This window comes from Paenibacillus sp. P5_B5 (genome assembly GCF_056400365.1).
Map to the genome: position 1 here is coordinate 263,296 of NZ_JBFULK010000002.1, position 26,140 is coordinate 289,435.

The following is a 26,140-nucleotide window of genomic DNA, read 5'->3' on the forward strand; positions in this document are numbered from 1 at the left end:
ACTGTTGTACAACCCTACCGTTTTGCTTCCTCCCTCTTTTTGGTGACAAAAGTAATATCTATTATGTGACTATAGTGAATTATAAATTAATTCTAACCATTATATATTTAATCTATAGACCAAATAAGAAGCGGAGCGATATAAGATGGATGGAAATAGTGGAGTCGTGTTTGATGCAAATGTGATGGGGCAAATGTCAGTTGGGATCATACTTTTGGTAGCTGTACTTGTACTATGGAAACGAGCTAAGGCCATGTATAGACCGATGAATAAGAATAGCTTCCGAATTATCTTACCCTTACTTTTCCTTACACCAGCATTTACACTATTTATGGATTCCAGAATTCATTTAACTGTGGGTGAAGTCCTTATTCCTGCCTTGATTGGAATCGTATGTTCCATTCCACTTATGCTGACTACCGTATATGAAATCCGCGAAGATGGGAACATATATATGAAGAAAGATATGTGGTTTATCATCTCATTTCTAGCGATTCTATCTTTGCGGTTTCTACTTAGAGGTTATTTACAAACACTCGAGCCGATTAACTTCACATCGATGGTTATCATTATTGGGATCTGCTACTTGGTGCCTTGGCGAATTGTATCCTTCATCAAATTCCGCAAAATCGTTGCGTTAAGCGCAAGAACGTGATTGAACGAATAACATGTTTTAATTTTAAAAAAAAGACCAGCCCAGATGAGATTGTATCCAATCTCATCTGGCGCTGGTCTTCTTGGTGTTATAGGTTTTTATAAACCGCTGCTTCTAGGTTGTATAGTCTTAACCTGCTTCAACATCCTCAAACTGACTGTTGTAGAGGCCCTCATAGACGCCGCCTTTAGCAAGCAGTTCTTCATGATTACCTTGCTCTACAATGTCTCCGTCTTTCATGACGAGAATCATATCGGCATCACGGATTGTAGATAATCGGTGTGCAATTACGAAGCTGGTACGACCCTTCATGAGATTGGTCATCGCTTTCTGGATCAAGGTTTCTGTACGCGTATCAACTGAGCTCGTCGCTTCATCCAGGATCAAGATTTGCGGATCTGCAAGGATCGCACGTGCGATTGTGAGAAGCTGCTTCTGTCCTTGAGATACATTGCTTGCTTCCTCATTCAGCACCATGTTGTAACCATCTGGCAATGTACGAATAAAGTGGTCAACCTGTGCAGCTTTGGCAGCAGCTAATACTTCTTCGTCGGTTGCATCAAGTCTACCGTACCTGATGTTCTCTTTAATGCTGGTATTATACAGCCATGTTTCCTGAAGTACCATACCGAATAATGAACGCAGATCATTACGTGTAAAGTCCTTGATGTTCACGCCATCGATCAGAATCGCGCCTTCTTGAATTTCGTAGAATCGCATTAACAATTTAATGATCGTTGATTTACCTGCACCCGTAGGTCCGACAATCGCGACCTTCTGTCCATTCTTGACTGTTGAAGAGAAATTGTTAATAACCGTTTTGTCTGCATTGTAGCCAAAGTGAACACGGTCAAATGTCACATCACCTTTAATATGAGTGACATCAGCAGGTGTCTTCGTATCTTCAGGCTCTTCTTCTTCTGCTAGGAATTCAAACACACGTTCAGCCGCGGCTGCGGTTTGTTGAAGAACGTTCGAGATGTTCGCAACCTGTGCGATAGGTTGTGTGAATTGACGCATATATTGGATAAAGGCTTGAATATCCCCGACAGAAATTTTGCCGTTAACAGCTAAATATCCACCTAGTATACTAATAGCCACATATCCTAAGTTCCCGATAAAGCTCATGACAGGCATCATAAGTCCGGATAAGAACTGGGACTTCCAAGCTGATGAGTAGAGCTTATCATTGTATTTATCAAAAGCTTTTACAGAATCCTCTTCACCATTGAATGCCTTCATTACCATATGGCTTCCATACATTTCTTCCACATGTCCGTTTACCTTGCCTAAATATTCCTGTTGCGCATTGAAATGCTTTTGCGATTTTTTGACAACCAGAATAATGAAAGCAAAGGATAACGGAACCACACATAAAGCGACTAGAGCCATCTGCCAGCTGATTGTAAACATCATGATCAGAATACCAATGATACTTGTAACTGACGTAATGATCTGGGTCAGACTCTGATTTAAGCTTTGGCTGATCGCATCCACGTCGTTCGTAATATGGGATAGGACCTCACCATAGTTCCGTTTATCAAAATACTTAAGTGGGAGCCTGTTAATCTTGGCTGAGATATCTCGTCTAAGATTATAGGTTACTTTCATCGAGACACCTGACATAACATAGCCTTGCAAGTAACCGAACACGGCACTAATGACATAGAGCACGACAAGGAGCAGCATGATTTGACCAATATAACCAAAATCAATACCTTCACCTTTACCCGAAATCATATTCATGACGCCTTCAAAGATTTTGGTCGTTGCATTACCTAGAATCTTAGGACCTAGGATGTTAAAAATAGTTGAAGCAATCGCGAAAATAATGACGATGCTAATCGCTAGCTTGTATTTGCCAAGATAGGAGACGAGCTTCTTAAAGGTTCCTTTGAAGTCCTTGGCTTTTTCCCCGGCCATCATAGCTCCGGGTCCACCACCCATAGGTCCCCCTGTAGGTCCTTTGCGAGCAGGTTTTTTAAATTTGGAGGTTTTGTCACTCATTGTAATTCCTCCTTCGAAAACTGAGATGAAGCAATCTCATAATAAGTTGGGCATTCCTTCAGAAGTTGTTCATGGGTACCAATTCCAACAACTTCACCATCGTTAAGAACGATAATTTGTTCTGCATTCATAATGGTGCTGACACGCTGAGCCACGATTATAACCGTGCTATCACCTGTTTCTGATTTGAGTGCGCGGCGCAAGGCCACATCTGTCTTGTAATCTAATGCCGAGAAGCTATCGTCAAAAATATAAATCGGTGGTCGTTTCACGAGCGCACGCGCAATCGATATCCGCTGTTTCTGTCCACCAGAAACGTTAGCTCCACCTTCGGATATGGCTTTCTCGAAGCCTTCTTCTTGCCCTTTAATGAATTCCATCGCTTGCGCAATCTCAGCAGCTGTCTGAATTTCTTCATCTGTTGCTTCTTTTTTACCATAGCGAAGATTGGAAGCAATCGTGCCTGTTAATAGTATGCCCTTCTGTGGCACATAACCAATTTGTTCGTGCAGATCATATTGCGATACATCCTTAACATTCACACCACTTACCAGAATTTCACCAGCTGTTACATCATAGAAACGCGGGATGAGGTTAATTAAAGTCGTTTTACCTGAGCCCGTTGAGCCAATGATAGCAGTTGTTTCTCCTGGCTTAGCGGTAAAGGAAATATTACGCAGCACATCTTCCTCAGCATTCTCAAAATGGAAGCTGACATTGTTGAATTCTATAAGACCACGTTTACTGTTAACGAAAGGTTTAGGTTGTTTAGGGTCCATAATAGATGGTTCTGTTTCGAGAACTTCTGCAATCCGTGTAGCGGATACAGATGCACGCGGAACCATAATGAACATCATCGAGATCATGAGGAACGCCATTATGATTTGCATTGCATATTGCATGAACGCCATCATATCCCCAACCTGCATAGAGGCATCAGCAATTTGTTTCGAGCCAATCCATACGATTAGTAGACTGATTAAGTTCATTATGAGCATCATCGCTGGCATCATGAATACCATCACGCGATTGACGAACAGGTTTGTTTTGGTTAAATCGGTATTTGCTTGATCAAAGCGCTTCTCTTCAAACTTCTGTGTACCGAAGGCTCTGACAACCATCAGACCGCTTAAATTCTCTCTAGAGACAAGATTCAGCCTATCAATGAGCTTCTGGATAATCTTGAATTTAGGCATAGCCACAGAGAATACAATACCAATTAAGGCGATAAGTAATGCCACGGCAATACCAATGATCCATGTCATCGAGGCATTCTCTCGAACGACCATGATGACACCGCCGATTCCGAGAATCGGAGCATAGAAGACCATTCTCACGCCCATAATGATGAGCATTTGGACTTGCGTCACGTCATTCGTTGTACGAGTAATGAGCGAAGAGGTTGAGAATTTATCAAATTCATTATTCGAGTAGCTCTCCACCTTGCTAAAAATATCACTCCGCAGTTTTTTAGACACACCTGCTGCCACGAGAGCGGCACAGTAGCCAACCCCAACAGTTGCAGCAACACCGCCTAGAGCAATTAATAGCATGATAAGACCTGTTTTAATAATATAGGCATTCTGAATGCTGCCTAGATCCATCCCAAGCTCACTATAAAATAGCTTTACAAACCCAACACCTGTTTGTTTCTGCATCAATTCATCGGTTTGTGCTGCCTTGGTTCTTGCGGAGTCTAGGATATCTGCTGGCAGTTGCTCGAACACCGGAATCATCGAATAGAGCTGATTAAAATCCACATTAGCTGGATCACTTGTATTCGTCGTTGTGGATTGTCCACCCGACTGAGCAGCCATCTCTTTGGAAACATTAATGAACGTCCCAGCGGCTTGACCGAAGATAGGCGTTAATTCCTCAATCGTCTGTTTATCTGATGATTTGAGAATATATATAGGCTCTGTTTCAGCAAGTGGATATTGATCCGTATAGGCTTTGTCACCTGCGGATACAAGTTCATAATTGTTATCAACAGTAGCTTTATCTTCATCTGTCATGAAGGTCTTCATTAAGGCGAAGCCATTCTGACTAACGGCTTCAGGCACGGCAGTCTCAATTCCGTTCTGCTGAATACCTGTGTTGACGATGTCGGACATATAGTTTGGCAAATTGAGGTCTGCCATAGCTTGCCCGAATAGCAGTGCAATCGATATAATCAATGTCACTGTAAAAGGTTTTAGATACTTAATTAATTTTCTCATACAGGGATAGCTTCCTTCCTTTCACCTAAGTAATGTGACAATTGAGTTGGTTTACTTAGCATTCTCTTTCTCCGCTCTTATATCACCAATGATTTCATATAACCGATCAATCAGTCTAATCAAGTGATCGGCTTCTTCCGTACCTAATCGATGAACGATTTCGTCTGTAAAAAGCAGAAAATTTTTGGTGACATCTTCTAAAACCGATTTCCCTTGATCTGTTAACCGAATGTAAACGACCCGTCGGTCATTCTTGGTATTGATTCGCTCGACGAGGTCTTTGTTCTCGAGTAAATTGACCATTTGGGAGACAGAAGGAGGACTGATTTTGAGAAGCTCACTGAGCTCGGATACTTTAATACCTGGAGGAGTATGTTGCTCTTCCAATTCGCTGGCTTGTTTTTGCATTGCGTGCCAAATGACATGCAGCATTTGAAACTCTCCCCTAGGGATCTGCTCATTTAAGCCTGTTTTAGCATGCAATTGTTTAAGTTTGGCCATAACATTTAAGAGTTGTTGGCCTTGACTGCTGCCGGCTTCCATGATAACCTCCTTAAATTATGTTGTTATAAACTTTAATATTTAAATTTATACTATATTAGTATACCTAACTATTTACCTGTTAACAAGTTTGTATGAAAGACAATTTCTGGTAATAAATTGGGCTCTAAGTCATAATCAGTGCTTGCTAGAAAAAGCTAAACGTAGATCGTAGCGGAGGGAACGGAATTGTCCTGAAGAAGCGAAGCGTTCGCCTTTGCCACCGGATTTCTACCGCTCTAAGCGGTATATGATCAAGAAATCTGGGGGCAACAGCGATCGTAAGGATAATCCGTTAACGCAGCGGTCATTTATGGGCACTGACAATCTTTAACCACTGGTTTTGGGGCTGAGCCTATAAATTGAATTCTAATCATCGTATTTTGGAAGCCTTATGTTACAATGGCAACATCAATACATTTAGGAGATGACAATCATGAGCGAGAAGTTAAACGAGCAAGAGCTCTTGCAGTACATAGCAGATAAAACGAAGGCGGATTCACATAACATTAAGCTTGTCCTCAAGCATGAGCAGGTATTTATGGATAACGCGAAGGCAGATGCTAAAGGTGAAGTGGACATCGATAGTGATGATCTTGTGGATTATATTATGGGTCAGCGAGAAGTGAAGCTAGACGAAATTACGGTTGAAGCCATTCTGGATGCAGAAATGGACTACCTGATCAAACAGGGGATTGCTGGTTACTTAGACTAATATTACTTATTCTCTCCCTTACAACGCTCTCTTAACAAGAATGACCGGATCGAACCTGAGGGTTCTTCCGGTCATTTTCATTAACTACTCCTGATTATAGCTGTGTCAAAATAATAGGACCATCATCCGTAATGGCAAGTGTATGCTCATACTGGGCGGATAGACCGCCATCGATAGTTCTTGCGGTCCAACCATCGCTATCCATCTTGATTTGATAAGAGCCTGTGTTGAGCATCGGCTCAATTGTAATTACCATACCAGCTTTAAGACGTACGCCTTTACCTGGGGAACCGTAGTGAGGTACCTGCGGATCCTCGTGCATGGTTTTGCCTATTCCATGCCCAATAAAGTGACGAACTACGGAGAAGCCATTCGCCTCGGCATATTGCTGAATAGCATGGCCAATATCGCCAATTCGGTTGCCAACAACCGCTTGTTCAATGCCAAGAAAGAGACTTTTTTCAGTCACAGTTAGCAGCTTATCTGCTTGTTCGGATACTTCGCCTACTCGGTAGCTCCACGCGGAATCGGACAATGCACCATTGAGATTGACGACCATGTCAATTGTTACAATGTCTCCTTCTTTTAAGGGTTCATTCTTTGGAAATCCATGGCAGATTACATCGTTAACGGATGCGCAGGTTGCAAATGGGAATCCATGGTATCCTTTTTGTTCGGGTGTAGCTCCATGTTTTCGTAAGAAATTCTCAACAAATTGATCTATTTCAAGTGTAGTAACACCTGGCTTGATCTTGCTCTTCAATTCCTGATGACACTGAGCCAATAATTTCCCTGAAACTCGCATGTCCTCGATTTCTTGCTTCGTCTTTAGAATAATCATGATAGTCCCTTCTTTATCTTAGGATTGGTTGGTAAGGCATCTATTCTATTTTACCATTATTCGCGCCAATAGCGTGTCATATTGTTTTAATCCTGCTTGGAAATTAGTAACAAACGTTATTGGCCAAAATTTAATGATAAACGTTGATACCAATGGTATACATAAAATGGCTATTTTTAAGACATTTGATAGTAGAGTTGACATAATTGGGATATTCTAATAACATTAAGGTACGCTTAGTTCCTAATTTAGGGAGCGGGGGAACCATTTCTGGGGCGAATCGCAGTCATGCGTAGGAAACCATCTATTCCGAGTCCGTCAGCTAACCTCGTTTGCAGAAGATGGGTCATATTTTTATATTGAACAACCATGACCCGAATTTATATTCGGGTTTTTTGCAGTGATACACAATTAATATTGTTCAGGCTGTGTTTTTAAATGACCCTAATTCACATCAAAATGACTCATTAGTCGTTTTTTTTGTGTTGGGGTCTTTTTCTATATATTTGGATAGGGGGAAATAAATGTGATTGAATTTCAACATGTCAATAAAGTATATGATGATGGTTTTCAAGCGCTCAAAGACATTAATCTGACGATTAAGAAGGGTGAGCTTACGGTTATTATTGGTCCGAGTGGTTGTGGAAAGTCAACGACAATGAAGCATATTAATCGGCTCATTACAGCCTCGAGCGGTAAAGTGCTGATTAATGGTGAGGATATTTCAGAGAAGAACCCGGTTGAGCTTAGACGTAAAGTAGGTTACGTGATTCAGAACGTAGGGTTATTTCCACATATGACAATTGCAAAGAATGTTGCGGTAGTTCCTCACTTATTGAAGTGGGAGCAGAGCAAAATTGATCAGCGTGTGAATGAACTGATGGAGATGGTTAATCTAGAACCTGAAGTTTATAGTCATCGTTATCCCTCAGAGTTAAGTGGTGGTCAACAGCAGAGGATTGGTGTTATCCGAGCATTAGCAGCGGATCCTGATATTATTCTGATGGATGAGCCCTTCAGCGCACTTGATCCGATTAGTCGTGAACAGCTTCAAGATGAATTAATTCGTCTACAGCAGGACTTGCAGAAGACGATTATCTTCGTTACGCATGATATGAATGAGGCTATTAAAATCGCCGATACCATCGTACTGATGAAGGATGGAGAAATTATACAGGCTGGCACACCAGAAACAATCTTACGTTATCCAGCGAATGATTTTGTGCGTACATTCATCGGACAGAAGAATGTGGAGTCAACACAGCTCGGAGAGCCTATGCGCGTATCGACTGTGGATGATGTGATGGTGACACAGCCAGCAACAACCTACCCGAATCGTGGTTTAGCAGAAGCAATTAAGATGATGGAGGCTCGTAAGGTGGACAGCTTATTTGTAGTCGATCGTTATCGTAAGCTGCTTGGGATTGTATCCATTTATCGTGTGCTGCATGAATTCGGTGGGGAAGACAAGACGGTACAGGATGTGATGCGTCTGATTGCCTATCAGGTGTCTCCTGGAACTATTTTGCCTGAAGCTGTCGAGATGATGACTAATCATCGGTTATCGAACCTTGCAGTTGTTGATGACACGGGCAGATTGGTTGGACTACTAACCAGAGGTAGTATTGTCAGCCATCTGAATGAGGTTTACCCAGCTCTAATTGATCAGTATGCGTTGAGCCTCGGAGAGGAGGCTAAATGATGAACGATTTACTAACTTTCTTTTCAGAGCGAAGTGGAGATATTTTTACGGCATTACAGGAGCATTTAACCATTACGGCAATTTCTGTTCTTCTAGGCTGTATTGTATCCATCCCACTCGCAATTCTCCTTGTCTATAATAACAGGTTCAAATGGTTGAACAGCGTGGTATTCTTCTTGGCGAATTTATTACAGACGATACCAAGCTTAGCCTTGTTAGCTGTTCTTATTCCGTTTCTTGGAATCGGGATGAAGCCGGCGATTATGGCGCTCTTCCTCTATTCCATCATGCCAATTCTTCGTAATACGTACGATGGCTTCCAATCAGTTGATTCAAGTGTATTGGAGTCAGCGAGGGGCATGGGCTACAGTACGATACAACGTATTTTGCAGGTTCAATTGCCGCTTGCGCTGCCTTATATTATGTCAGGTATTCGGATTACGACCGTTTATATTATCAGCTGGGCGACACTCGCTACACTTATTGGAGCAGGTGGCTTAGGACAGTTAATTGTTGCTGGTCTTGGGGTTAATAAGATCGAATTGATTGTTACTGGTGCTGGTGGTGCGATCGTGTTAGCCTTGCTCGCAGATGCATTACTTGGCTGGCTTGAGCGTGTACTTGCACGCCGTTATGGCAGAACAAGTTCTGTTACGGCTTAATTAGGATCGGCAAAGGAACAGAAGGGGGAATTCAATATGCTACCTAAACGGATGAAGGTGGGAGTAGCAAGTCTACTTCTAGCATCAATGGCTTTATTAACGGGCTGCGGCTCTAGCAACGAAATTGTAATTGGTACTCAAACTTTTACCGAAGTGAAGATTATTGCCGAAATGTATAAAGCACTCATTGAAGATCGAACGGAGCTTGAAGCGAAGATTATTCCTGACTTAGCATCAAGTACCGTTGTCGTTAATGCAATGAAGCGTGGTGAAGTTCAGCTGGCGACTCTCTATTCTGGTGAAATTTTCAATAACCATTTTCCAATAGAGGATACGAAGGATCGCGAGAAGGTACTACAGCAAGCTAAAGTAGGTTTTGATCAATATTATGGTTTTAACTGGATGGATTCTCTTGGATTCGAGAATACGTATGCATTTACTGTGCGTAAAGAAGTAGCAGAAGAGAAAGGCTATAAGAATATTTCAGATGTAGCTAAGGATGCAGACAAGCTTCGTCTTGGAGTAGATACAAATTGGCTTGAACGCTCGAATGATGGATATCCAGCATTCCAGAAGACATACAACTTTAAGTTCGGAGAAGAATATCCGATGACACAGAGTCTTGTGTATGAAGCAGTAGGTAACAATCAGGTCGATGTTGTTCTATCGTATTCAACTGACTCTCGTCTGAAAGCCTATGGTCTAGAAACTCTAGATGACGATAAGCAGTTCTTTCCTCCATTCGATGCATCGCCTGTCATGCTGAATGAAATTGCAGAGAAGTATCCTGAAGTAGAACAAGCTGTGCAGGAGCTAGTAGGTAAGCTGAATGCAGACACCATCATTGGTTTGAGTTATGAAGTTGATATTGAGAAGAAAAGTGAGCGAGAAGTCGCTCTTAAATATTTGAACGATCAAGGGATGTTAGCTAATAAATAGGAGGCAGTCAGAAGGGAGTAGGCTATGGGCGATTATCAATGGACGATTGTAGATTTACTGTCTTATATGAGTCGAAATTCAGGTTTGTTGTGGGATTATTTGGTGTCACATGTGATCATGGTACTAGGAGGACTAGGCTTGGCCATTGTGATTGGGATTCCGCTAGGCATATTATGTTCCAAGAATGCGAAGCTGGCTAAAGTGATTCTAGCGATTACAAATGTATTGCAAGTTATTCCAAGCCTAGCTTTACTTGTATTGCTTATGCTCGTATTAGGTTTAGGAGCGGCTACTGTAACGGTTGGATTACTATTCTATTCGTTAAATCCAATTGTGCGTAGCACTTATGTAGGATTAAACCAAGTGAACCCTAGTTACATTGAAGCGGGACGAGGAATTGGTATGAGCCCCATTCAATTATTAATGAAGGTTCAGTTCCCATTATCTTTGACCTATATCATGACAGGACTACGTATTGCAGCTGTCATTGCAATTGGTGTTGTAACGATTGCACCGCTAGTTGGGGGAGAAGGGCTTGGACGTGAAATCTATGCAGGTATTAACAATCAGAATCCACTGCGTATTTTTGCAGGGGCGATTCCAGCTGCAGCGCTTGCGATCGTAGCAGATGTTGTACTTGGTTACTTCCAGCGTCGCTTGAAGTTTGATGAACGTAAATCTAAGCAGAATTGTTAATGGTCTAACTAAACAGAGGATACTAAGCTCGCCTATTGAGCTCAAGTATCCTCTGTTTAATGTTCACGTTTGTTGACATGTATCGCATACCTTATAGGTATACAACAGGCTTAAGTGTTCCTTAGACCTGTATGCTAAGATAACGCTTGTCACGTAGGTGAGGAACTTGAGAATCATTTATGATAGCAAAAGTAAAGCACATAAACAGCCATTTGGCTGTCTAAAGCAGGATGAATTCTGCACGATGACGATTCATATTCCAAGAACAGTTGAGACTATCTCTGTCTCTATTTGCATGGAAGGTCACAAGGGATACCATACGGAAGTACCAATGGCTTGGACTCGTTTATACAACGGGTATGATTACTATACAGGCGAAGTCACATTAGAGCACTGTGATCTGTACTTTTACTATTTTAGAATCGTTACCGATCAGCCCTCTGAATTTAAATTATTTAAGCAAGGCTCTCGTGACACGAATATTGGTGTAGGAGAGAAGTGGCAACTGACCTGTTATGACAAAAACTATGATACTCCTCGTCATTATAAAGGGAGTGTAATATATCAGATATTCCCGGATCGATTCTATAAAATAGGAGATTGTGATGTAACGGATAAGCTGCAGCCCTATACGGTGCATGACAATCTGGAAGACACACCTCATTATTACCCTGATCTTAAGGGTGAAATTAAGAATAATGATTTTTATGGAGGAAATCTAAAGGGAATCGAGGCTAAACTGCCTTATTTACAAAAGCTACATGTGACGGTTATTTATCTCAACCCCATCTTTAAGGCGTACTCCAACCATCGATATGATACGGCTGATTATATGCAGATTGACCCCATGCTTGGGACAGAGGAGGACTTTGTTCAGCTTTGCCATGCCGCACATGAGCTAGGGATGAAAATCATTTTAGATGGTGTGTTTTCACATGTAGGTAGTAATAGTGTGTACTTTGATATCGATAATATCTTCGGTAATGGGGCTTATCACCACCTAACATCACCTTATGCATCCTGGTTTCAATTTACCCAATTTCCACATCGATATGTTTGTTGGTGGGGAATTCATACATTACCTCATGTGGATGAATTAGATGAAAGCTATATGGACTTTATCGTCAATGGGGAGAACAGTGTGGTTCGTCATTGGCTTATGGCTGGGGCAGATGGGTTTAGACTCGATGTGGCTGATGAACTTCCAGATGCATTCATCCTGAGGCTGAACCAAGTGGTCAAAGAAGTGAAACCAGATTCCATTGTGATAGGTGAGGTGTGGGAAGATGCATCGAACAAAGAAAGCTATGGTGTGAAAAGGCAATATTTTACCCAATCTGAGCTTGATTCGGTTATGAATTATCCCTATAAGGACGCTATCCAAGCGTTTGTTAGAGGAGAACATTCTGCTGCTCAGCTCTCCGAGGCCATCATGACGATTGCAGAAAATTATCCCAAACCCGTACTAGATTGTCTCATGAACAGCCTCTCAACCCATGATACGATGCGTATTCTCACGGCTGTTGGTGTTGACGATTTCAATCTTACGAAGGAAGCCAAAGCTAGCCATAAGCTTTCGGACGTAGAACGGATTACTGCGATCGATAAGACGAAGCTTGCAGTTCTGTTACAGTATACACTGCCAGGAAGTCCCTGCATTTATTATGGAGATGAGGCGGGGCTAGAAGGGTTTGAAGACCCTTTTAATCGCCGGTTTTTCCCCTGGGACGAACTTGATGGGCAATTACTTGGTTTCTATCAAGAGTTAGGACGTCTAAAGTCAGAATATGAGGCACTATCCATAGGTAATATCGAGGTCATAATAGAAGAAAATCGGATTTTTGGTTTTACACGAGCGTGCCATACATCGATTGTAACTGTAATCGTCAGCCTAGATGATAAACCCTATGAACGTGAGAGCATAACTGGCACTGTCCTGATATCCCATAATTGCGTGTGTTTACAGGACCGAATCATTCTGAATAAATATGGTTTTATTCTATTTAGGAACGCTGATATGGCAAACTAAGCGCTCTTTCCATAGATAAATGCAGTGAGATTCATCACATATATAGGCTCATACAAAAATATATATTTCATATATGTACACACCCCATAATCTGCTCCATTCAGGCGTCAATGCCCGGTTTGAGCAGGTTTTTCTTTTTTATCGCGTGCAGATATGTCTGAATTAAGTTGAAAACTTTGTGAAAATAAGTACAAACATAGAAATCTGCTATATAATAGTTACCAAGGGTAGCTACCGAGGCATAAGAATCAAATACAACGTGAAAATAATCACAAACTATAAAAAGAAATGAACTTGTTTTCCTATAGGGGGTGAGAGACATGGATCACATTATTCAATTACTAAAGAGTTTTCATTTCACAGAATCAGAATCGAAGGTTTATATTTCTTTATTACAAAAAGGTGCAGGCACTGGTTATGAAATCAGCAAAAGCTCCTCTGTCCCGCGCTCGAAGGTTTATAACATTCTTGAAATGCTGATGGAAAAGGGCTGTATTGTTGTTTCGAAGCAGACAAATCCAGTTCACTATAGCGCGGTACCGATTGATGAGTTTGTAGAAAACATCAAGTGCAATGTGGAAGATCGCCTTTCAGCAGTGAAAGAAGAGCTTTCAAGCTACAATCAGACAATGGATCTTGAGAAGCTTTGGTATATCAAAGGGTACAACAATATTTTTAACAAATGTAAGCATGTCTTAAATGAAGCGAAGAGCGAAGTGTATGTGCAGGTGTGGAAGGACGATATTGAACAGATCATCGAGGAATTAAAGGGTGTTGAAGCAAGGCTCGATCAAGTCGTTATTATTCTCTACAGCAGCAATCACGACTACGATGTTGATTTACAACATTATTATAAGCATGGTTTCGAAGAAGATAAGTTGAGGGAAAGTGGAGGCAGATGGGTTAACATCGTTGTCGATTCCAAAGAGGTCATCTTTGGTCATATCCAAAATGAAAAGAATGCCGAAGTCATTTGGACACAAAGTACACCTATGGTTTTCTTGGCAAAAGAAAATATAAGCCATGATGCATATTGCTTAAAGCTTATTGATGCTTTGGGGGAAGATGCGAAACATAAATTTGGCGGTGAGTTGAAAGGGATTCGAAGTATTTTTAAAAAATAAATCAACAAAGAAGGATGAGCATGATGACAGTAACAACGCTCCTATTAGCGCTAATCGTGATCGTAAATGGTATTTTTGCTTTTAGATTTGTGAAGGATGTAATGAAGAACAAGCAGGAGATGAAAAAAGAACCGGGTAACAACCTATTGCTAGCTATTTCTTCGCCAATCATATTCTTCTTCTCGTCGTTCGGGGTTTCGGATTTCGCAGTGTCGACAATTCTTTACCGTAAGAAGAAGTTAGTGTCGGATAAAATGCTGCCAGGTACATTGAATACACAATGTGTAATACCTGTGGCCGTAACTGCCTTAGCTTTTATCTCCGTTATTGAAGTAGATATTTTAACATTGGCCGTATGTATCGTTGCTCAAATCATCGGTGCGTATATCGGACCCCGATTTGTTGTTAAGCTTTCGGCTAAAGCGATTCGAAGATTTATTGGTGTGGGACTTATTATTGCGACACTATTCATTCTGGCAGGTAAATTTAACTTGATCCCTTCGGGTGGTACAGCAATTGGATTAAGTGGCACCAAACTTGTTATTGCAGCCATTTGTTTATTCGTATTCGGTGCCTTAAATAACATTGGAATTGGCTCTTACGCATTAACAATGGTTACGATTTACGCACTTGGTATGAACCCAGCGGTTGCTTTCCCGATTATGATGGGTGCTTGCACATTCTCGGTTCCAATCGGCAGTATGGAATTTATTAAGTACGGACAATACAGTAGAAAAATTACGTTATTTACATCGACCTTTGGTGTGATTGGTGTTCTAGTTGGTGTGTACTTAGTCAAAGGATTAGATGTATCGATGCTTCAATGGGTTGTTGCAGCCATCCTTCTTTATAGTGGTGTGAGCATGTTAATCAATGAAATAAAAGCAGCTAAAGCAGAGAAAAGAGACGAACAACAGCCAGTAACAGCATAAAAAGTAGAAGGAAGAGGTGGACCATCATGTTAGTTCTAACAAAAGCAGATATTAAAAAAGTGTTTACGATGAAAGATGCCATTCAAGCCGATAAAGAAGCGTTACGTATGTATTCAGAAGGAAAAAGTGTCGTGCCACTACGAGTAAACATAGATATCCCTAAAGAGCAGGGGCAAAGCTTATTTATGCCAGCCTATGTAGAAGAGCTTGATGCCACGGGTATTAAAATTGTTTCGGTCTTCCCGAAGAACATTGAGATCGGCAAACCCACTGTTCCAGCCCAAATGATCTTGATGGATGGAAAAACTGGTGAAGTGTGCGCCATTATGGACGGTACATACTTAACCCAACTACGAACAGGCGCGGTTCAAGGTGCGGCGACTGATATTCTTGCCAGGGAAGATGCGAAGATTGCCGTGTTATTCGGTACTGGCGGACAAGCGGGCACGCAGCTCGAAGCCATGTTAAATGTAAGAGACTTAGAGGAAGTCAGAGTGTTCGATATTAACTTTGAGCGTGCTGAGCAATTTGCAACGGCGATGCAGCAAGAATTTGCTCATTTTAACACGAGAATTATAGCTGTTGAAGATGGCAATGAAGCGATTAAAGATGCAGATATAATAACAGCAGTAACTACGTCGAGAAGACCTGTATTCGATGGCACACTCGTGAAGAAAGGTGCCCATGTCAATGGGGTGGGTGCTTACACACCTGAGATGCAGGAGTTACCGGAAACCATTGTGCAGCGGGCAGATAAAGTTATTTTCGATACCAAGGAAGGCGTCCTTGCAGAAGCGGGAGATTTCATTATTCCCATGCAAAAGGGCATCGTTTCAGAGGAAGACTTTGGTGGTGATCTCGGACAAGTGATTCTAGGTAAAGTGAAAGGAAGAGAAACAGAGCAAGAGATTACCCTATTCAAATCAGTTGGCACGGCTGTGCTTGATGTTGTAACTGCACATCAGATTTATAAGAAAGCGTTGGAGCTTAACGTAGGGCAAAACGTGGAAATTTAGAGCAGGATGAAGTGATCAACATAATGTTATTAAGAAGGAGGGCCCCTTAAGTGTGGATGCCCTCTTTCTTCTTAGTTATCAATATCCTCAACTTGCGTTGATTTCCTTGCTCACTTCTTTCTGGGAATCACAAATGCCTTATCCGATTTTTCAAATCCGATCTTAGGATAGAATTCAACTGCTCCTGGCGCAGATAGAAGCACTAAAGATATTTCATCTCCTAATAGATTCTGTAATCTATTAACTAGATTCTTGCCTATTTGTTGATGCTGATATGCCTTGTCGACTGCTAGATCCGATAAATAACAGCAATAGGAGAAATCCGTAATCGCCCTTGCGATTCCAATCATTTTATCATCAGCCCAAGCACTAATAATCAGATCTGAATTGTCTATCATTCTTTGGATTCTCTTTACATCTTCATAAGGCCGTTTAATTCCTGAATTTATAAATAACTCAGCTACATCCTTTGCTTCAAGCAATTTATTATCGGAATAAGTAACCATGGTTCAATTCCTTCCGCAATAGATTTTTATATTCTCTTAAGAGGATATCGCCGCAGTCTATTATAAAGTCGCTGTTTGTTTGATTAGATTTCAATTCCGTATTCATGTTTGGCCTCCATGTCGCTTGTAGAGAAAAGCTGGTTATAGGTCAGCAACCATAGTTATTGATGTACCTTCTATTCCCACTTCTTTAAAACCAAATCGTTGATACAGCTTTACCGCTGCCAAATTATCAGGAGCCACACTCAATGATATTTGCTTAATTCCAATTTCTCTCGATTCATCAAATAGCCTTTGGAATAAAGCCGTTCCAATTCCTTGTCCTCTGTATGCTGCTAATAAAGCCATACCTAGTTCTGGTATATCATGATTCACGTAGCCAAAGCCTTTATGATCTTCATCAAAATATCGAATAGTTATGGATCCTATAGATTGGCCCTCAGTATTAACCGCAATGAAGCCCAAATCCCCTTCCCTACCCCAATCGTCTACATACTTTGATATGTGTGGTTCTTTAATCACATGCCTGCCAAAAGGCTCCTCACCTTCTGGAACATATAAGGATTCATATAACATATCCCGTAGAAAAGGCACATCACCTTCTGTTACAGGTCGAATTGTGTATGGATTCATTGGAATCTCCTTTTGGTTTAACTGTTGGAAGCGTTAATATGTTGTTAAACGTATAATATCTTCTTTAAGTTGCTAATTATTATCTATCCAAAATCGTTTAATTACGTTCCCATCTTCTTCAATGAAGTTATGATCAGGTATACCACCATTATTCATAATAGTCTTTGCTGAAGCCACATTTACCTCATCACATACCACAAGAGCCTTATTAATACCTATTTCTCTTGCTTTCTCTAATGATAATCTCAATAATTGGGTTGCATATCCTTTTCTTCTTTCAGAGGGACGTATGCCATATCCGATATGACCTCCACTATTCATGAGCTTCTCTGTTAATTGGTGTCTGATATTGACTGCACCTATCACACGCTTATCGCCATCAACTAACCAATAAGTTGAATCGGGTACCCAGTTCTTTGGAATGTTCTCTCCCTTTTCATTATCAGTTAGAAATTGAATCATACCTTGGAAGTCAGATGGATCTTTACTAATTACCCAAGGAATCATAGCCTCTCCGCTTTCTTGCCACTCTTGATAAAAGGATAAGTATTCTTTCTGTAGTTCTATAGTTGGTTTAGTTAAGAAAACAGGATTAGGCATTCTACATTCCCCCATGAATAGTAACTATGTACGTGTAAATCCAGTGTTATACTTTATATTTCTCTTGAACTGTTGGCAATAAGGTAGTTGCTTGTATCAATAATCCAAGGGTAATATAGACCAAATGAATGGTCGTAAATGCATTGATGATATAAACCTGAACCGTAATCCAGATAATTAATGCAAAGCCGGAATATAATGAAAAAGTCCAAGACCAATGCTTATTTCGAAATACATTAAGCTTCTCAGCTAATTTTGAATTCCACCTCATTTTTAAACCTGAAGCAATGATAACTGGAATTATTCCGAGAACAATAAATAGAATTAAGCCAGGTATCGCATAACTTTTAAAGAAAGAACTCTCTATTAAGGTAAGAGGCATACCTATGAGATCGCCACTTGGATCTATCATTAATGCTGCTCCGCCGAACATGGCTCCGATTCCTAGAAATAATTGAAGATAGATTAATAGATTTGATTTCTTCGGCTTATTCTTATACATCAAGGTAACCTACTTTCAGCATGAATTTTCATTGATACTTGGATTATTAGATAACCCTTCTAACTCAAAGTAAAATCAGGTTCTCAATATGTCTTTTGTCCCCATCTTTAAATCTTCAAAAATTGGTCTCTGGACAGAACTAATAGTCGAAATTTCGATTTCCTCAAGCGCTTTAAACTCAAGCTCTAAAGACTCATTATTATAATCATTGAATATAAGAGTCTTTCCGTCATTCGCTATTCTCCCTTGTAAGTCTGCCTGTGCATTAAAAATAAACATGACAAAAACGACTTCATTTCCATCCGGATATCGATACTGCATTCTGGGTCCGCTATATACGCCATAAAGTTCATTATCAGTAATTACAAGAACTGTCTCTTCCAAAGCTTCACGTTTCATTGTGTTTTCGATTGTTTCTCCCGGTTCCATTCCACCACCAGGCAGTCCCCAGTTCCCGTAGTCAGATCGTCTCTGAAGTAATATTCTACCTTGTTGATCTCGAATTATGGCTCCACCTGTTACAATAGTCCGCATTTATAAATACCTCTCTCTGCATATTGCCTCGAAGCGATTGGTCTGAAGTCATTTAGGATAGCTCTTTAGTAAAATACAAATTTAAATCATCATCTACTCGCACCATAGATCCTGGTTCAACTATTTGCTCGCCATATGTAATCCCATTCCCATCGGGAATATAACCTCTTCGGCAATATATTCTTTGAGCAGCCCCGTAATCTTTATATAATCCAACACCAATTCCAATGTATGTATGGGTTCTTGAAGCCTGCTTTTCAAATTCATCTAACAACTGATTAGCTATTCCTTGTCTTTGATATTCACTAAATACATTTAAATCATTAATTTCCGGGATTCCATTCTGCTGAAAATAAGGATAATCCGAATTGAACTTTAAATGTGCACAGCCAGCTATTTGACCATCTACTAGAGCGAAGAGCGTAATTCGTGTTCCTTGCAGGTTCTCTTGTAAACAATTGAAATAATAATCTTCTGCTCTATTCATATTGTGTCTATTAAAAGCATCTTTCCAACTCTCCATTTGATCTAATGCTTCAAATTTACTTATGCTTACGTTCATGAGATGAACTCCTTTATACTTTAATTTCGCGATCCTTTATTCTCTAATTCTTTAATTCATTGATACGTATCCTCTCTCCACATAAATAGGTTAATATTTCCATTATTATATCATGGGACGGATGGAAACGGAGATGCGCCGTTGCCGAATCATTAATAAATAGCGTGAAATAGTCCCTATTCTTTGTCTAGGTGGGACTATTTTACGCTTATTTTTGAATTATTAATATTTACCTATTCGTTTAAGTAGAGTGTCGTGCGGCTCTGGATTAGCTTCGCCACTTCTTTAGCAGACTTTTGACCGCTGAAGAATGCCCCAGACTCCTCATCGATAATTGACCTCACTTTATTGTCTGCCCCTCCATAGCTATCTGCGGTACTGATGATCGTATTTAAATCGGCAAAGTCTTTATCCGTTACCGAAATTGCTTCTCCGCTTGGAAGCTTCTGCTCTCCACTTTTAAGTTGTTCCTGAAATTCTTTCAGCTTCTTCTCATTCACAGATTTAAGGAGTGAAAGTCCTTCTCTCTCTTTTAGTGATTGCACTTCTTCGGATAACAAGAAGGTAATAAACTTCCAAGCTTCCTCTTTAACCGTAGATTTGGCTTGTATCGCAAGTTCAGAGAAGGCAACAATCTTGGCTCCACCTGTTTGTCCTTCGGCATGCGGCTTTTGCAGCAACTTCGGATTCGAGTAGAGCATACGTGGTACGATAATGTCTTCTGGTGAGATCAATCGTCCGGTATAGAACAACGGATTTTCTTTTTCCTGCGGTTCCGAGGTCATGACTTTATCATCATACATTTTTTTGATTTGTAGCAGGGTTTCCTCGAATATAGGAGAATCGAACTTCGCTTTCCGAGTCGTCACGTCGACGAACTCCCTGTAACTATCCACCACCATTTCTTGAAGGAGTAATTCTGGCGGGTTATTCCCTAAAGCGTAGCGATGATCCTTGCTACTTTTTCCCGCCTCTTGTATGAGCTGCTTCGAAATCTCCCCAAACTGCTTCCAGGTCCAATTCTTATCGTCGACCTTCGCGCTCGTCTTCTCCAGAATGTCTCCATCCCCTACGAATGTCCTTAGCATGAACCCGGAAGGCATGGCATACAAGCCGCCATTCAGTTTCAAAGGTTCCAGAATGTTCATATACAAATCGCTCTTATTTAGCGTCTTGTCTTGTTCGATCAAATCATTCATGTTCACGAGAAGCTTTTTGTCCACATATTTGTCAATAGGCAAATCGCTCACTTCGAAAATATCAGCACCTTTTCCTGATAACAGAGCTGTACTCGTCGTTTTTATGTATTTTTCAAATCCACCCTCACCATAACCTTCATCCATTTTTTTATAAGATTGGATTTGCAGGTCGATATCCGGATTCTTCTCCTCAAATTTTTTCTCTACCACCTGGTAGAATGGGTTCGGTTCTTTTAGAGATAAGGTGACGACCGTCTTTCCCTCTTTGGATTTCGTTTTCTCTTTATTTGCGGTTTCACCGCTACCTCCAGCTCCGCATGCGGTTGTTGTCGCCGCCAGTAAAATGCTGGTAAATACAATTAATAATTGCTTTTTCATCGTATGATTCTCTCTCCTTTATTATTTCATCTTATACGTGCCTCTCTATTGGAGACGAACTCGGTTGCCATCCTGCAGGGGCTCACTGCTTTCCAGGATAATCAGATCTTTCTCAGAGACGAACTCGGATTGGATCATCGTTTCTTTGTCATTCGTTTCACTGAAGTGAATGGGGACCTTTCGTGCAACAAAGACATTACCTAATGCGCCTTTTTGCCCTTCAATTTTGTAGATAAACTTCCCTTCACGATCTTGATGAATCGCCTCACTTGAAATCAGTAGCCCCTTCTGATTGGAGCGTTTCGAGAGTTTAACAAGTGCCTGTTCACCTCCCTTCAGATCTGCGTCCATTACTTTTACGCGAAGAATTTTCTGTGCAATAGTTACGGTATTATTGACCCCATTACTAGATGAGTTCTCGGTGCGTGATTCTGCATCCACTATTTCAGCAACTGTGCCATCGATGATTTTCGTTTGCTGATCTGACAAAGCTTGCACTTCGACCTGTATCTTCTCGTCAGTCGCAATTCCTATGCTGGACAATAACGACCTATCTACCATAAAATCAAACCGATAACCCCGACTGTTGTTCGTGATAAGAACATCTGGTTCTCCCATTGACGATAAGCCCTCGACGGCGTTTATTTTTGTAATAACCCCATCGAACGGGGCTGAAATCTCCTTTTGGTTAGCCAGACGGTCGCTCAATTCGTTAATCTTTCGTTCCTGCACAACTAGATCAAGGTTATGCACCTCCATATCTCGTCTTGCGTTCCGAATTGCGATCTCATCCCCGTCTCTTGTTGATAGAATCAACTGATCTTGTATAGTAAGTAGCTCGATTTTTTGTTTTTTCAATTGAGTCTGTTCATCTTGCAATTCCCGTTCGGCAGATTTGCTGTCATAGGTGATCAGTTTTTGGCCCTTCTCGACATGATCCCCTTCTTTCACGAGAACTGTTGTAATTTTCCAGCCGGCAGGATTCAGTAGTTTAGCTTCCACAATTGGCTGGAGCACACCGCCTCCTTCAAGCGTATGTTCGAGGCTGCCAATTGTCAGCTGTTCCGTTCTAACCTTGGGTAATGTTAGAGACTCTAACGTATTGCTGAATAGCGTAAAAAACACTAACAACAGGGTAAATATACTGAAAATGAATTGAATTGTTCGTTTACGTTTATGGTCTTTAGGCACTTCTTGTAGTCCCATTCCCACGTCTTTTTCCTCCTAACCGTAGAAATTACCCCTTGATGCCAGACATTTGAACACCCTCAATGAAATAAGTTTCCGCATACAGAAACAGCAGTACCATTGGAGTCATATAGAGCATAGATGCAGCAAAAGCAACACCTAGTTCGCCTTTGTTAATTCTGGATAAATAAACCGATAGGGGCTGTTTGAACGGATCATCCAGAAAAATAAGCGGTTGCTCTACCATGTTCCAGTAATCGACAAATAAGAGAATAATGAGCGCAGCGAGACCAGGTTTGATCATCGGGATAATGATCGTGCAGAAAATCCGCAAATGTCCAGCTCCATCAATCTTGGCCGCTTCGATGTAGGGATAGGGGATATGCAGCATGAACTGCCTGAGCATAAACACGCCGAAAGCTGCGAAAATCCCAGGTAATATAATTGCACCCTGAGTGTGCAGCAGTCCAAGCTTATCCGCCATAATGTAATTCGGCACGAGTGTCACTTGGAATGGCATGAGCATCGTCAAGACATAGACGAGAAACAAGGCTTCCCGACCACGAAATTCCAGCTTGGAGAACGCGTACGCAGCCAGTGCTGCTACGAGGGTCTGTCCTACGATGATGGGCAACACTATGAATACCGAATTCCAAAACATAGTTAGAAATTTCGGACTATTGACCAATATTTTGCCATACTGCGTAAGCGACACTAGATCTGGCAGCAGCTTTAGATTAACAAAAGGATTCGTATCTCCAGCAGTGACCTCGTTCATTTCCCCTATTAACCCATAATTCATGCCGATTTCCTGTTCGGTCATGAGTGAATTTGTGAAGGTAATCACAATTGGGAATAGGAACAGCACTGCGATGGCCGTCATGACTACCGTTAACGCACATTTATGCCATACTCTTGTACTTTGCAATCGCTTCTCGCTCCTAATCCATAAAATGTCGAAAACGGCGTTCCACCGCAAAAAGTGCAATAACAATAACTAGAATACAACCTACCATCATCGTTGCCGCAGCTGTCAGTTTCTGAATATCTAGCGACATGAACATATTGTTCATATAGTGCTGGAGCATATAGATACTGTCATGCGGGTAATCACCTGCGATCAAATACGTTTCACGAAACACTTTGAACGAATTAATGATGGACATTAAGACAACGAAGAACATCGTCGGTGTTAAATAGACCAGCGTAATACTACCGAACTGTCGTAAACGTCCTGCGCCTTCAATTTGGGCGGTTTCGTAATAATCCTTGGGAATTTGCTGTAGTCCCGCTAAGAACAATATGATGTTATAGCCAATGTTCTTCCATAAATAAACGACGATCACAACATTTCGAGCGGCATCTGTCTTCATCCAATCTACACGTTCGTGTCCGAAGTAGTTCAGCCAGGCGTTAAGCGAACCGTTCCAATCGAGCAGTATTTGCCAGATCAGAATGATCGAGGCTACAGGAACGACAAGCGGAAGTACATAAGTAGTCCTGAGCCAATTGCGCATATATACATTTTGGTTCAGCAGCATTGCGAGTCCTAGAGACAGTGCAAGCATGACTGGAACACTAACCGCCGTAAAATAAAATGTATTGGATGCCGCTTTACGAAAGGATTCGCTCGCCAGTAGCTCACGATAATTAGTTAGTCCAACGAATTGGCAGTCAACCGAACTGTCCATGAAGGAGTAGAAGACACCCATAGCAAACGGAATCAGGTAGAATAGTGCAAATCCTATAGCGCTCGGCGCAAGAAACATCAATGCCGTTGAAGCATCCTTGCGAACCCATTGTCTCCTTGTTGTCTTTAGCATGGAGGGGTAGCCTCCTTGAATCGTGCAAACCAAAAAGCCCACTTCTTCATCTTCAGTTTCCTCCTGCCCTATATTCAATAGGATAGGGGAAATTGTTTAAAAAGAAGTAGGCTAAATATAAAGTTTATCTTAAATAATTGACTTGGATTGAATAGGGGGTTCTTTGGATGAGCTTTGTTGTGGTATACGTACCTCAAAGAGCGTACGAATCAAACTGCTTTCTGCGGAAACAGTACCCTTATGCTGCGACACAATATTTTTTGTGATGAACAAGCCTAGCCCTGTGCTCCCGCCTTGATGAGTTCGTGATTGGTCACCGGTGTAGAATATATCAAAGATATGCGGCAACTCTTCTGGGTGAATAGGATCCCCATAATTGACCACTTGAACGACCACATCTTCTGCATCAAGATAGCCATTAATATCTACAAACTGACCATCACCTCCATAACGTATAGCATTGGTCAGTAGATTCTCGAACACACGTGCAAGCAGTTCTCCATCAGCCCAAAGATTCAAATGAGGGGCCACATTCAATCGCGTCATTAGGTGGTTTTTCTCAAAAACGGGAAATAACTCTTCGTTTAATTGGATGAGCAGTTCACTTAGATCAATTGGTTTTTTTTCAATCGTAAGCATGCCGTAGTTCATTCTAGTAATTTCGAATAGTTCATCAATTAGCTTCTCTAATCGTTGAGATTTGGTAAACGCAATGGTCGTATAATGTCTGATTTGTTCTCTCGTCAATTGATCGTCCCGAAGAATGAAATCTAAATAACCTAAAACAGAAGTTAGCGGTGTACGCAAGTCATGAGCCAAATTCAAGACCAATTGATCCTTACTGCTTTCTGCAAAATCGCCTCTTTCTACAGATTCTTGCAGTTTTTCACTAGCTAGATTAATGTCCTTTGCAATATCCCCGAACTCATCATTGGATGAAATCGGTACCCGATTTTTAAAATCACCACTCGCAAGATGATGAATGCCACTCGAAATCTCTTTGAAATAAGTGGCATAAGGCTTGGTGAGGAGAAAGAAAAACAAAATGGAAAGAGGGATAAAAAAAAGCAAAAAGAAGTTAATATCCCCAATGTCCCTTATGAAATAACGTAAGGAAGTTAATGGATTTTCAAACTTAACCTGTGAGATATAATAGAACTGGAGAGCTTTATAGAGTAGGAAGGTAATGGCACCAGATAGAAGCATACTTAAACCCAATAACAGGATCATTTTTGATCGAAAGCTTCGTATCATATTAGCCATTGAATGTGTACCCCACTCCCCAAACTGTTTTGATCAGTTTGTTTTTATTCCCATCTTCTCCAAGTTTTTTTCGTAGCGTACGCATATGCACCATGACTGTATTATGACCTTCATAGTAGGCTTCGCCCCATACTTGTTGAAAAATATTTTCTGCACTATAGACTTTCTTTGGATAACTAGCTAGTAGATACAAAATATCAAACTCTTTGGGCGTTAGTTCGATGGCTTGACCATAAAGGGAAACGGTGTGTTGATCTGGATAAATGACGAGTCCTCCAGCCTCCAAAGCAGGTTTATTCGCTACTGCGGATTGATTGAGCAGCATGGACCGTCTTAGCTGAGCATTGACACGAGCAATGAGTTCCATAGGGTTGAACGGTTTGGTCATATAATCATCAGCACCCCGTACCAGCCCTGTGATTTTATCGAGATCGGTCGTTTTGGCACTCAAAAAAATGATAGGCATATGGTGCTGTTCTCGAATCTGCCTTGTTACTTCATAGCCATCCAGCTTGGGCATCATAATATCTAAGATCGCCAAATCAATAGAATGGGTCTGAATGGTATGAATAGCTTTCTCCCCATCCGATACTTTAATAAAATCATAACCCTCTTTTTTTAAATGCAAGGCAATTAGATCCGCTATTTCTGCTTCATCATCAGCTATTAAAATAGTGATACGCTTCATTTAATCCACTCCTGTATAAAGTTAACAATACTAGTATTGTATCAGATTATTCTGGTGCAACTATTAAGATAGATTAAAGATATTCTATAAGGTTCAAGCTAGTATTAATTTTATTTTTTGAAAAATAAAAATTATATTTGACACTCAATTTACCCGTTGATATGATGAAATTGTATTAAATAATAAA

At 40.9% G+C, this 26,140-nt stretch carries 26 protein-coding genes and 1 riboswitch; of the genes, 10 read left to right on the forward strand and 16 right to left on the reverse strand.

Annotated features, from left to right (window positions below):
• Positions 1-145 precede the first annotated feature (145 nt).
• On the forward strand, positions 146-655 hold the full coding sequence (locus tag AC1DOK_RS03885; protein WP_477552916.1) for a CcdC protein domain-containing protein: 510 nt from the start codon (positions 146-148) through the stop codon (positions 653-655).
• Positions 656-784: 129 nt separating this feature from the next.
• Here AC1DOK_RS03885 and AC1DOK_RS03890 read toward each other — a convergent pair whose 3' ends face one another.
• From AC1DOK_RS03890 to AC1DOK_RS03900, 3 genes are read right to left on the reverse strand one after another with little or no spacing between them, the layout of a single operon-like run.
• Positions 785-2,662 carry an ABC transporter ATP-binding protein gene (locus AC1DOK_RS03890; RefSeq protein ID WP_477552917.1) on the reverse strand — a complete coding sequence of 626 codons (1,878 nt, stop codon included), beginning with the start codon at positions 2,660-2,662 and terminating at the stop codon, positions 785-787.
• On the reverse strand, positions 2,659-4,881 hold the full coding sequence (locus AC1DOK_RS03895) for an ABC transporter ATP-binding protein (protein WP_477552918.1): 2,223 nt from the start codon (positions 4,879-4,881) through the stop codon (positions 2,659-2,661). The genes AC1DOK_RS03890 and AC1DOK_RS03895 overlap by 4 nt, the downstream gene beginning before the upstream one ends.
• A gap of 51 nt (positions 4,882-4,932) precedes the next feature.
• A complete protein-coding gene (locus AC1DOK_RS03900; protein ID WP_477552919.1) occupies positions 4,933-5,424 on the reverse strand; it encodes a MarR family winged helix-turn-helix transcriptional regulator in 492 nt (163 codons plus the stop codon).
• 433 nt (positions 5,425-5,857) lie between these two features.
• Here AC1DOK_RS03900 and AC1DOK_RS03905 point away from each other — a divergent pair, with 433 nt between their 5' ends.
• On the forward strand, positions 5,858-6,136 hold the full coding sequence (locus tag AC1DOK_RS03905; RefSeq protein ID WP_477552920.1) for a hypothetical protein: 279 nt from the start codon (positions 5,858-5,860) through the stop codon (positions 6,134-6,136).
• Positions 6,137-6,230: 94 nt separating this feature from the next.
• Here AC1DOK_RS03905 and map read toward each other — a convergent pair whose 3' ends face one another.
• Positions 6,231-6,977, reverse strand: coding sequence for a type I methionyl aminopeptidase (gene map / locus AC1DOK_RS03910; protein WP_477552921.1), 747 nt, complete (start codon positions 6,975-6,977; stop codon positions 6,231-6,233).
• 223 nt (positions 6,978-7,200) lie between these two features.
• Positions 7,201-7,329: riboswitch (cyclic di-AMP (ydaO/yuaA leader) on the forward strand.
• Positions 7,330-7,503: 174 nt separating this feature from the next.
• On the opposite strand from map, the gene AC1DOK_RS03915 reads away from it, so the two are divergent.
• The 8 genes from AC1DOK_RS03915 to AC1DOK_RS03950 all read left to right on the forward strand — a co-directional run bounded on the left by AC1DOK_RS03915 (position 7,504) and on the right by AC1DOK_RS03950 (position 16,077).
• Positions 7,504-8,679, forward strand: a complete 1,176-nt coding sequence (locus AC1DOK_RS03915) for a betaine/proline/choline family ABC transporter ATP-binding protein (protein WP_477552922.1) — start codon at positions 7,504-7,506, stop codon at positions 8,677-8,679.
• On the forward strand, positions 8,679-9,341 hold the full coding sequence (locus AC1DOK_RS03920; protein ID WP_477552923.1) for an ABC transporter permease: 663 nt from the start codon (positions 8,679-8,681) through the stop codon (positions 9,339-9,341). Before AC1DOK_RS03915 ends, AC1DOK_RS03920 begins: the two co-directional genes overlap by 1 nt.
• A gap of 36 nt (positions 9,342-9,377) precedes the next feature.
• Positions 9,378-10,280, forward strand: coding sequence for a glycine betaine ABC transporter substrate-binding protein (locus AC1DOK_RS03925; protein ID WP_477552924.1), 903 nt, complete (start codon positions 9,378-9,380; stop codon positions 10,278-10,280).
• A gap of 24 nt (positions 10,281-10,304) precedes the next feature.
• Complete coding sequence (locus tag AC1DOK_RS03930; RefSeq protein WP_477552925.1) at positions 10,305-10,976, forward strand: ABC transporter permease; 672 nt, start codon at positions 10,305-10,307, stop codon at positions 10,974-10,976.
• A gap of 166 nt (positions 10,977-11,142) precedes the next feature.
• Positions 11,143-13,005, forward strand: coding sequence for a glycoside hydrolase family 13 protein (locus tag AC1DOK_RS03935; protein ID WP_477552926.1), 1,863 nt, complete (start codon positions 11,143-11,145; stop codon positions 13,003-13,005).
• Between the two features lie 320 nt (positions 13,006-13,325).
• Positions 13,326-14,129, forward strand: a complete 804-nt coding sequence (locus AC1DOK_RS03940; protein WP_477552927.1) for a TrmB family transcriptional regulator — start codon at positions 13,326-13,328, stop codon at positions 14,127-14,129.
• Positions 14,130-14,152: 23 nt separating this feature from the next.
• Positions 14,153-15,061 (forward strand): TSUP family transporter, encoded by a 909-nt coding sequence (locus tag AC1DOK_RS03945; protein WP_477552928.1) that lies wholly within the window; start codon positions 14,153-14,155, stop codon positions 15,059-15,061.
• 26 nt (positions 15,062-15,087) lie between these two features.
• The gene (locus tag AC1DOK_RS03950) at positions 15,088-16,077 is read left to right on the forward strand and encodes an ornithine cyclodeaminase family protein (protein WP_477552929.1); all 990 of its coding nucleotides are present in this window, start codon (positions 15,088-15,090) and stop codon (positions 16,075-16,077) included.
• Positions 16,078-16,187: 110 nt separating this feature from the next.
• Here AC1DOK_RS03950 and AC1DOK_RS03955 read toward each other — a convergent pair whose 3' ends face one another.
• The 12 genes from AC1DOK_RS03955 to AC1DOK_RS04010 all read right to left on the reverse strand — a co-directional run bounded on the left by AC1DOK_RS03955 (position 16,188) and on the right by AC1DOK_RS04010 (position 25,953).
• A complete protein-coding gene (locus tag AC1DOK_RS03955) occupies positions 16,188-16,583 on the reverse strand; it encodes a GNAT family N-acetyltransferase (RefSeq protein ID WP_477552930.1) in 396 nt (131 codons plus the stop codon).
• 141 nt (positions 16,584-16,724) lie between these two features.
• Positions 16,725-17,216 (reverse strand): N-acetyltransferase family protein, encoded by a 492-nt coding sequence (locus AC1DOK_RS03960; RefSeq protein ID WP_477552931.1) that lies wholly within the window; start codon positions 17,214-17,216, stop codon positions 16,725-16,727.
• 72 nt (positions 17,217-17,288) lie between these two features.
• Positions 17,289-17,816 carry a GNAT family N-acetyltransferase gene (locus AC1DOK_RS03965; protein ID WP_477552932.1) on the reverse strand — a complete coding sequence of 176 codons (528 nt, stop codon included), beginning with the start codon at positions 17,814-17,816 and terminating at the stop codon, positions 17,289-17,291.
• 46 nt (positions 17,817-17,862) lie between these two features.
• The gene (locus tag AC1DOK_RS03970; RefSeq protein WP_477552933.1) at positions 17,863-18,318 is read right to left on the reverse strand and encodes a hypothetical protein; all 456 of its coding nucleotides are present in this window, start codon (positions 18,316-18,318) and stop codon (positions 17,863-17,865) included.
• A 75-nt stretch (positions 18,319-18,393) separates the two neighbouring features.
• Positions 18,394-18,852, reverse strand: a complete 459-nt coding sequence (locus AC1DOK_RS03975) for an NUDIX domain-containing protein (protein ID WP_477552934.1) — start codon at positions 18,850-18,852, stop codon at positions 18,394-18,396.
• 52 nt (positions 18,853-18,904) lie between these two features.
• Entirely contained in the window at positions 18,905-19,414 is a 510-nt protein-coding gene (locus AC1DOK_RS03980; RefSeq protein ID WP_477552935.1) for a GNAT family N-acetyltransferase, read from the reverse strand.
• A 233-nt stretch (positions 19,415-19,647) separates the two neighbouring features.
• Positions 19,648-20,991: an ABC transporter substrate-binding protein gene (locus AC1DOK_RS03985; protein WP_477552936.1), complete on the reverse strand. Its 1,344-nt coding sequence runs from the start codon at positions 20,989-20,991 to the stop codon at positions 19,648-19,650.
• A 45-nt stretch (positions 20,992-21,036) separates the two neighbouring features.
• The gene (locus AC1DOK_RS03990) at positions 21,037-22,197 is read right to left on the reverse strand and encodes an efflux RND transporter periplasmic adaptor subunit (protein ID WP_477553096.1); all 1,161 of its coding nucleotides are present in this window, start codon (positions 22,195-22,197) and stop codon (positions 21,037-21,039) included.
• 31 nt (positions 22,198-22,228) lie between these two features.
• Entirely contained in the window at positions 22,229-23,062 is an 834-nt protein-coding gene (locus AC1DOK_RS03995) for a carbohydrate ABC transporter permease (RefSeq protein WP_477553097.1), read from the reverse strand.
• 58 nt (positions 23,063-23,120) lie between these two features.
• A complete protein-coding gene (locus tag AC1DOK_RS04000) occupies positions 23,121-24,002 on the reverse strand; it encodes a carbohydrate ABC transporter permease (protein WP_477552937.1) in 882 nt (293 codons plus the stop codon).
• 129 nt (positions 24,003-24,131) lie between these two features.
• The gene (locus AC1DOK_RS04005) at positions 24,132-25,265 is read right to left on the reverse strand and encodes a sensor histidine kinase (RefSeq protein WP_477552938.1); all 1,134 of its coding nucleotides are present in this window, start codon (positions 25,263-25,265) and stop codon (positions 24,132-24,134) included.
• Entirely contained in the window at positions 25,258-25,953 is a 696-nt protein-coding gene (locus AC1DOK_RS04010) for a response regulator transcription factor (protein WP_477552939.1), read from the reverse strand. Before AC1DOK_RS04010 ends, AC1DOK_RS04005 begins: the two co-directional genes overlap by 8 nt.
• Positions 25,954-26,140 lie beyond the last annotated feature (187 nt).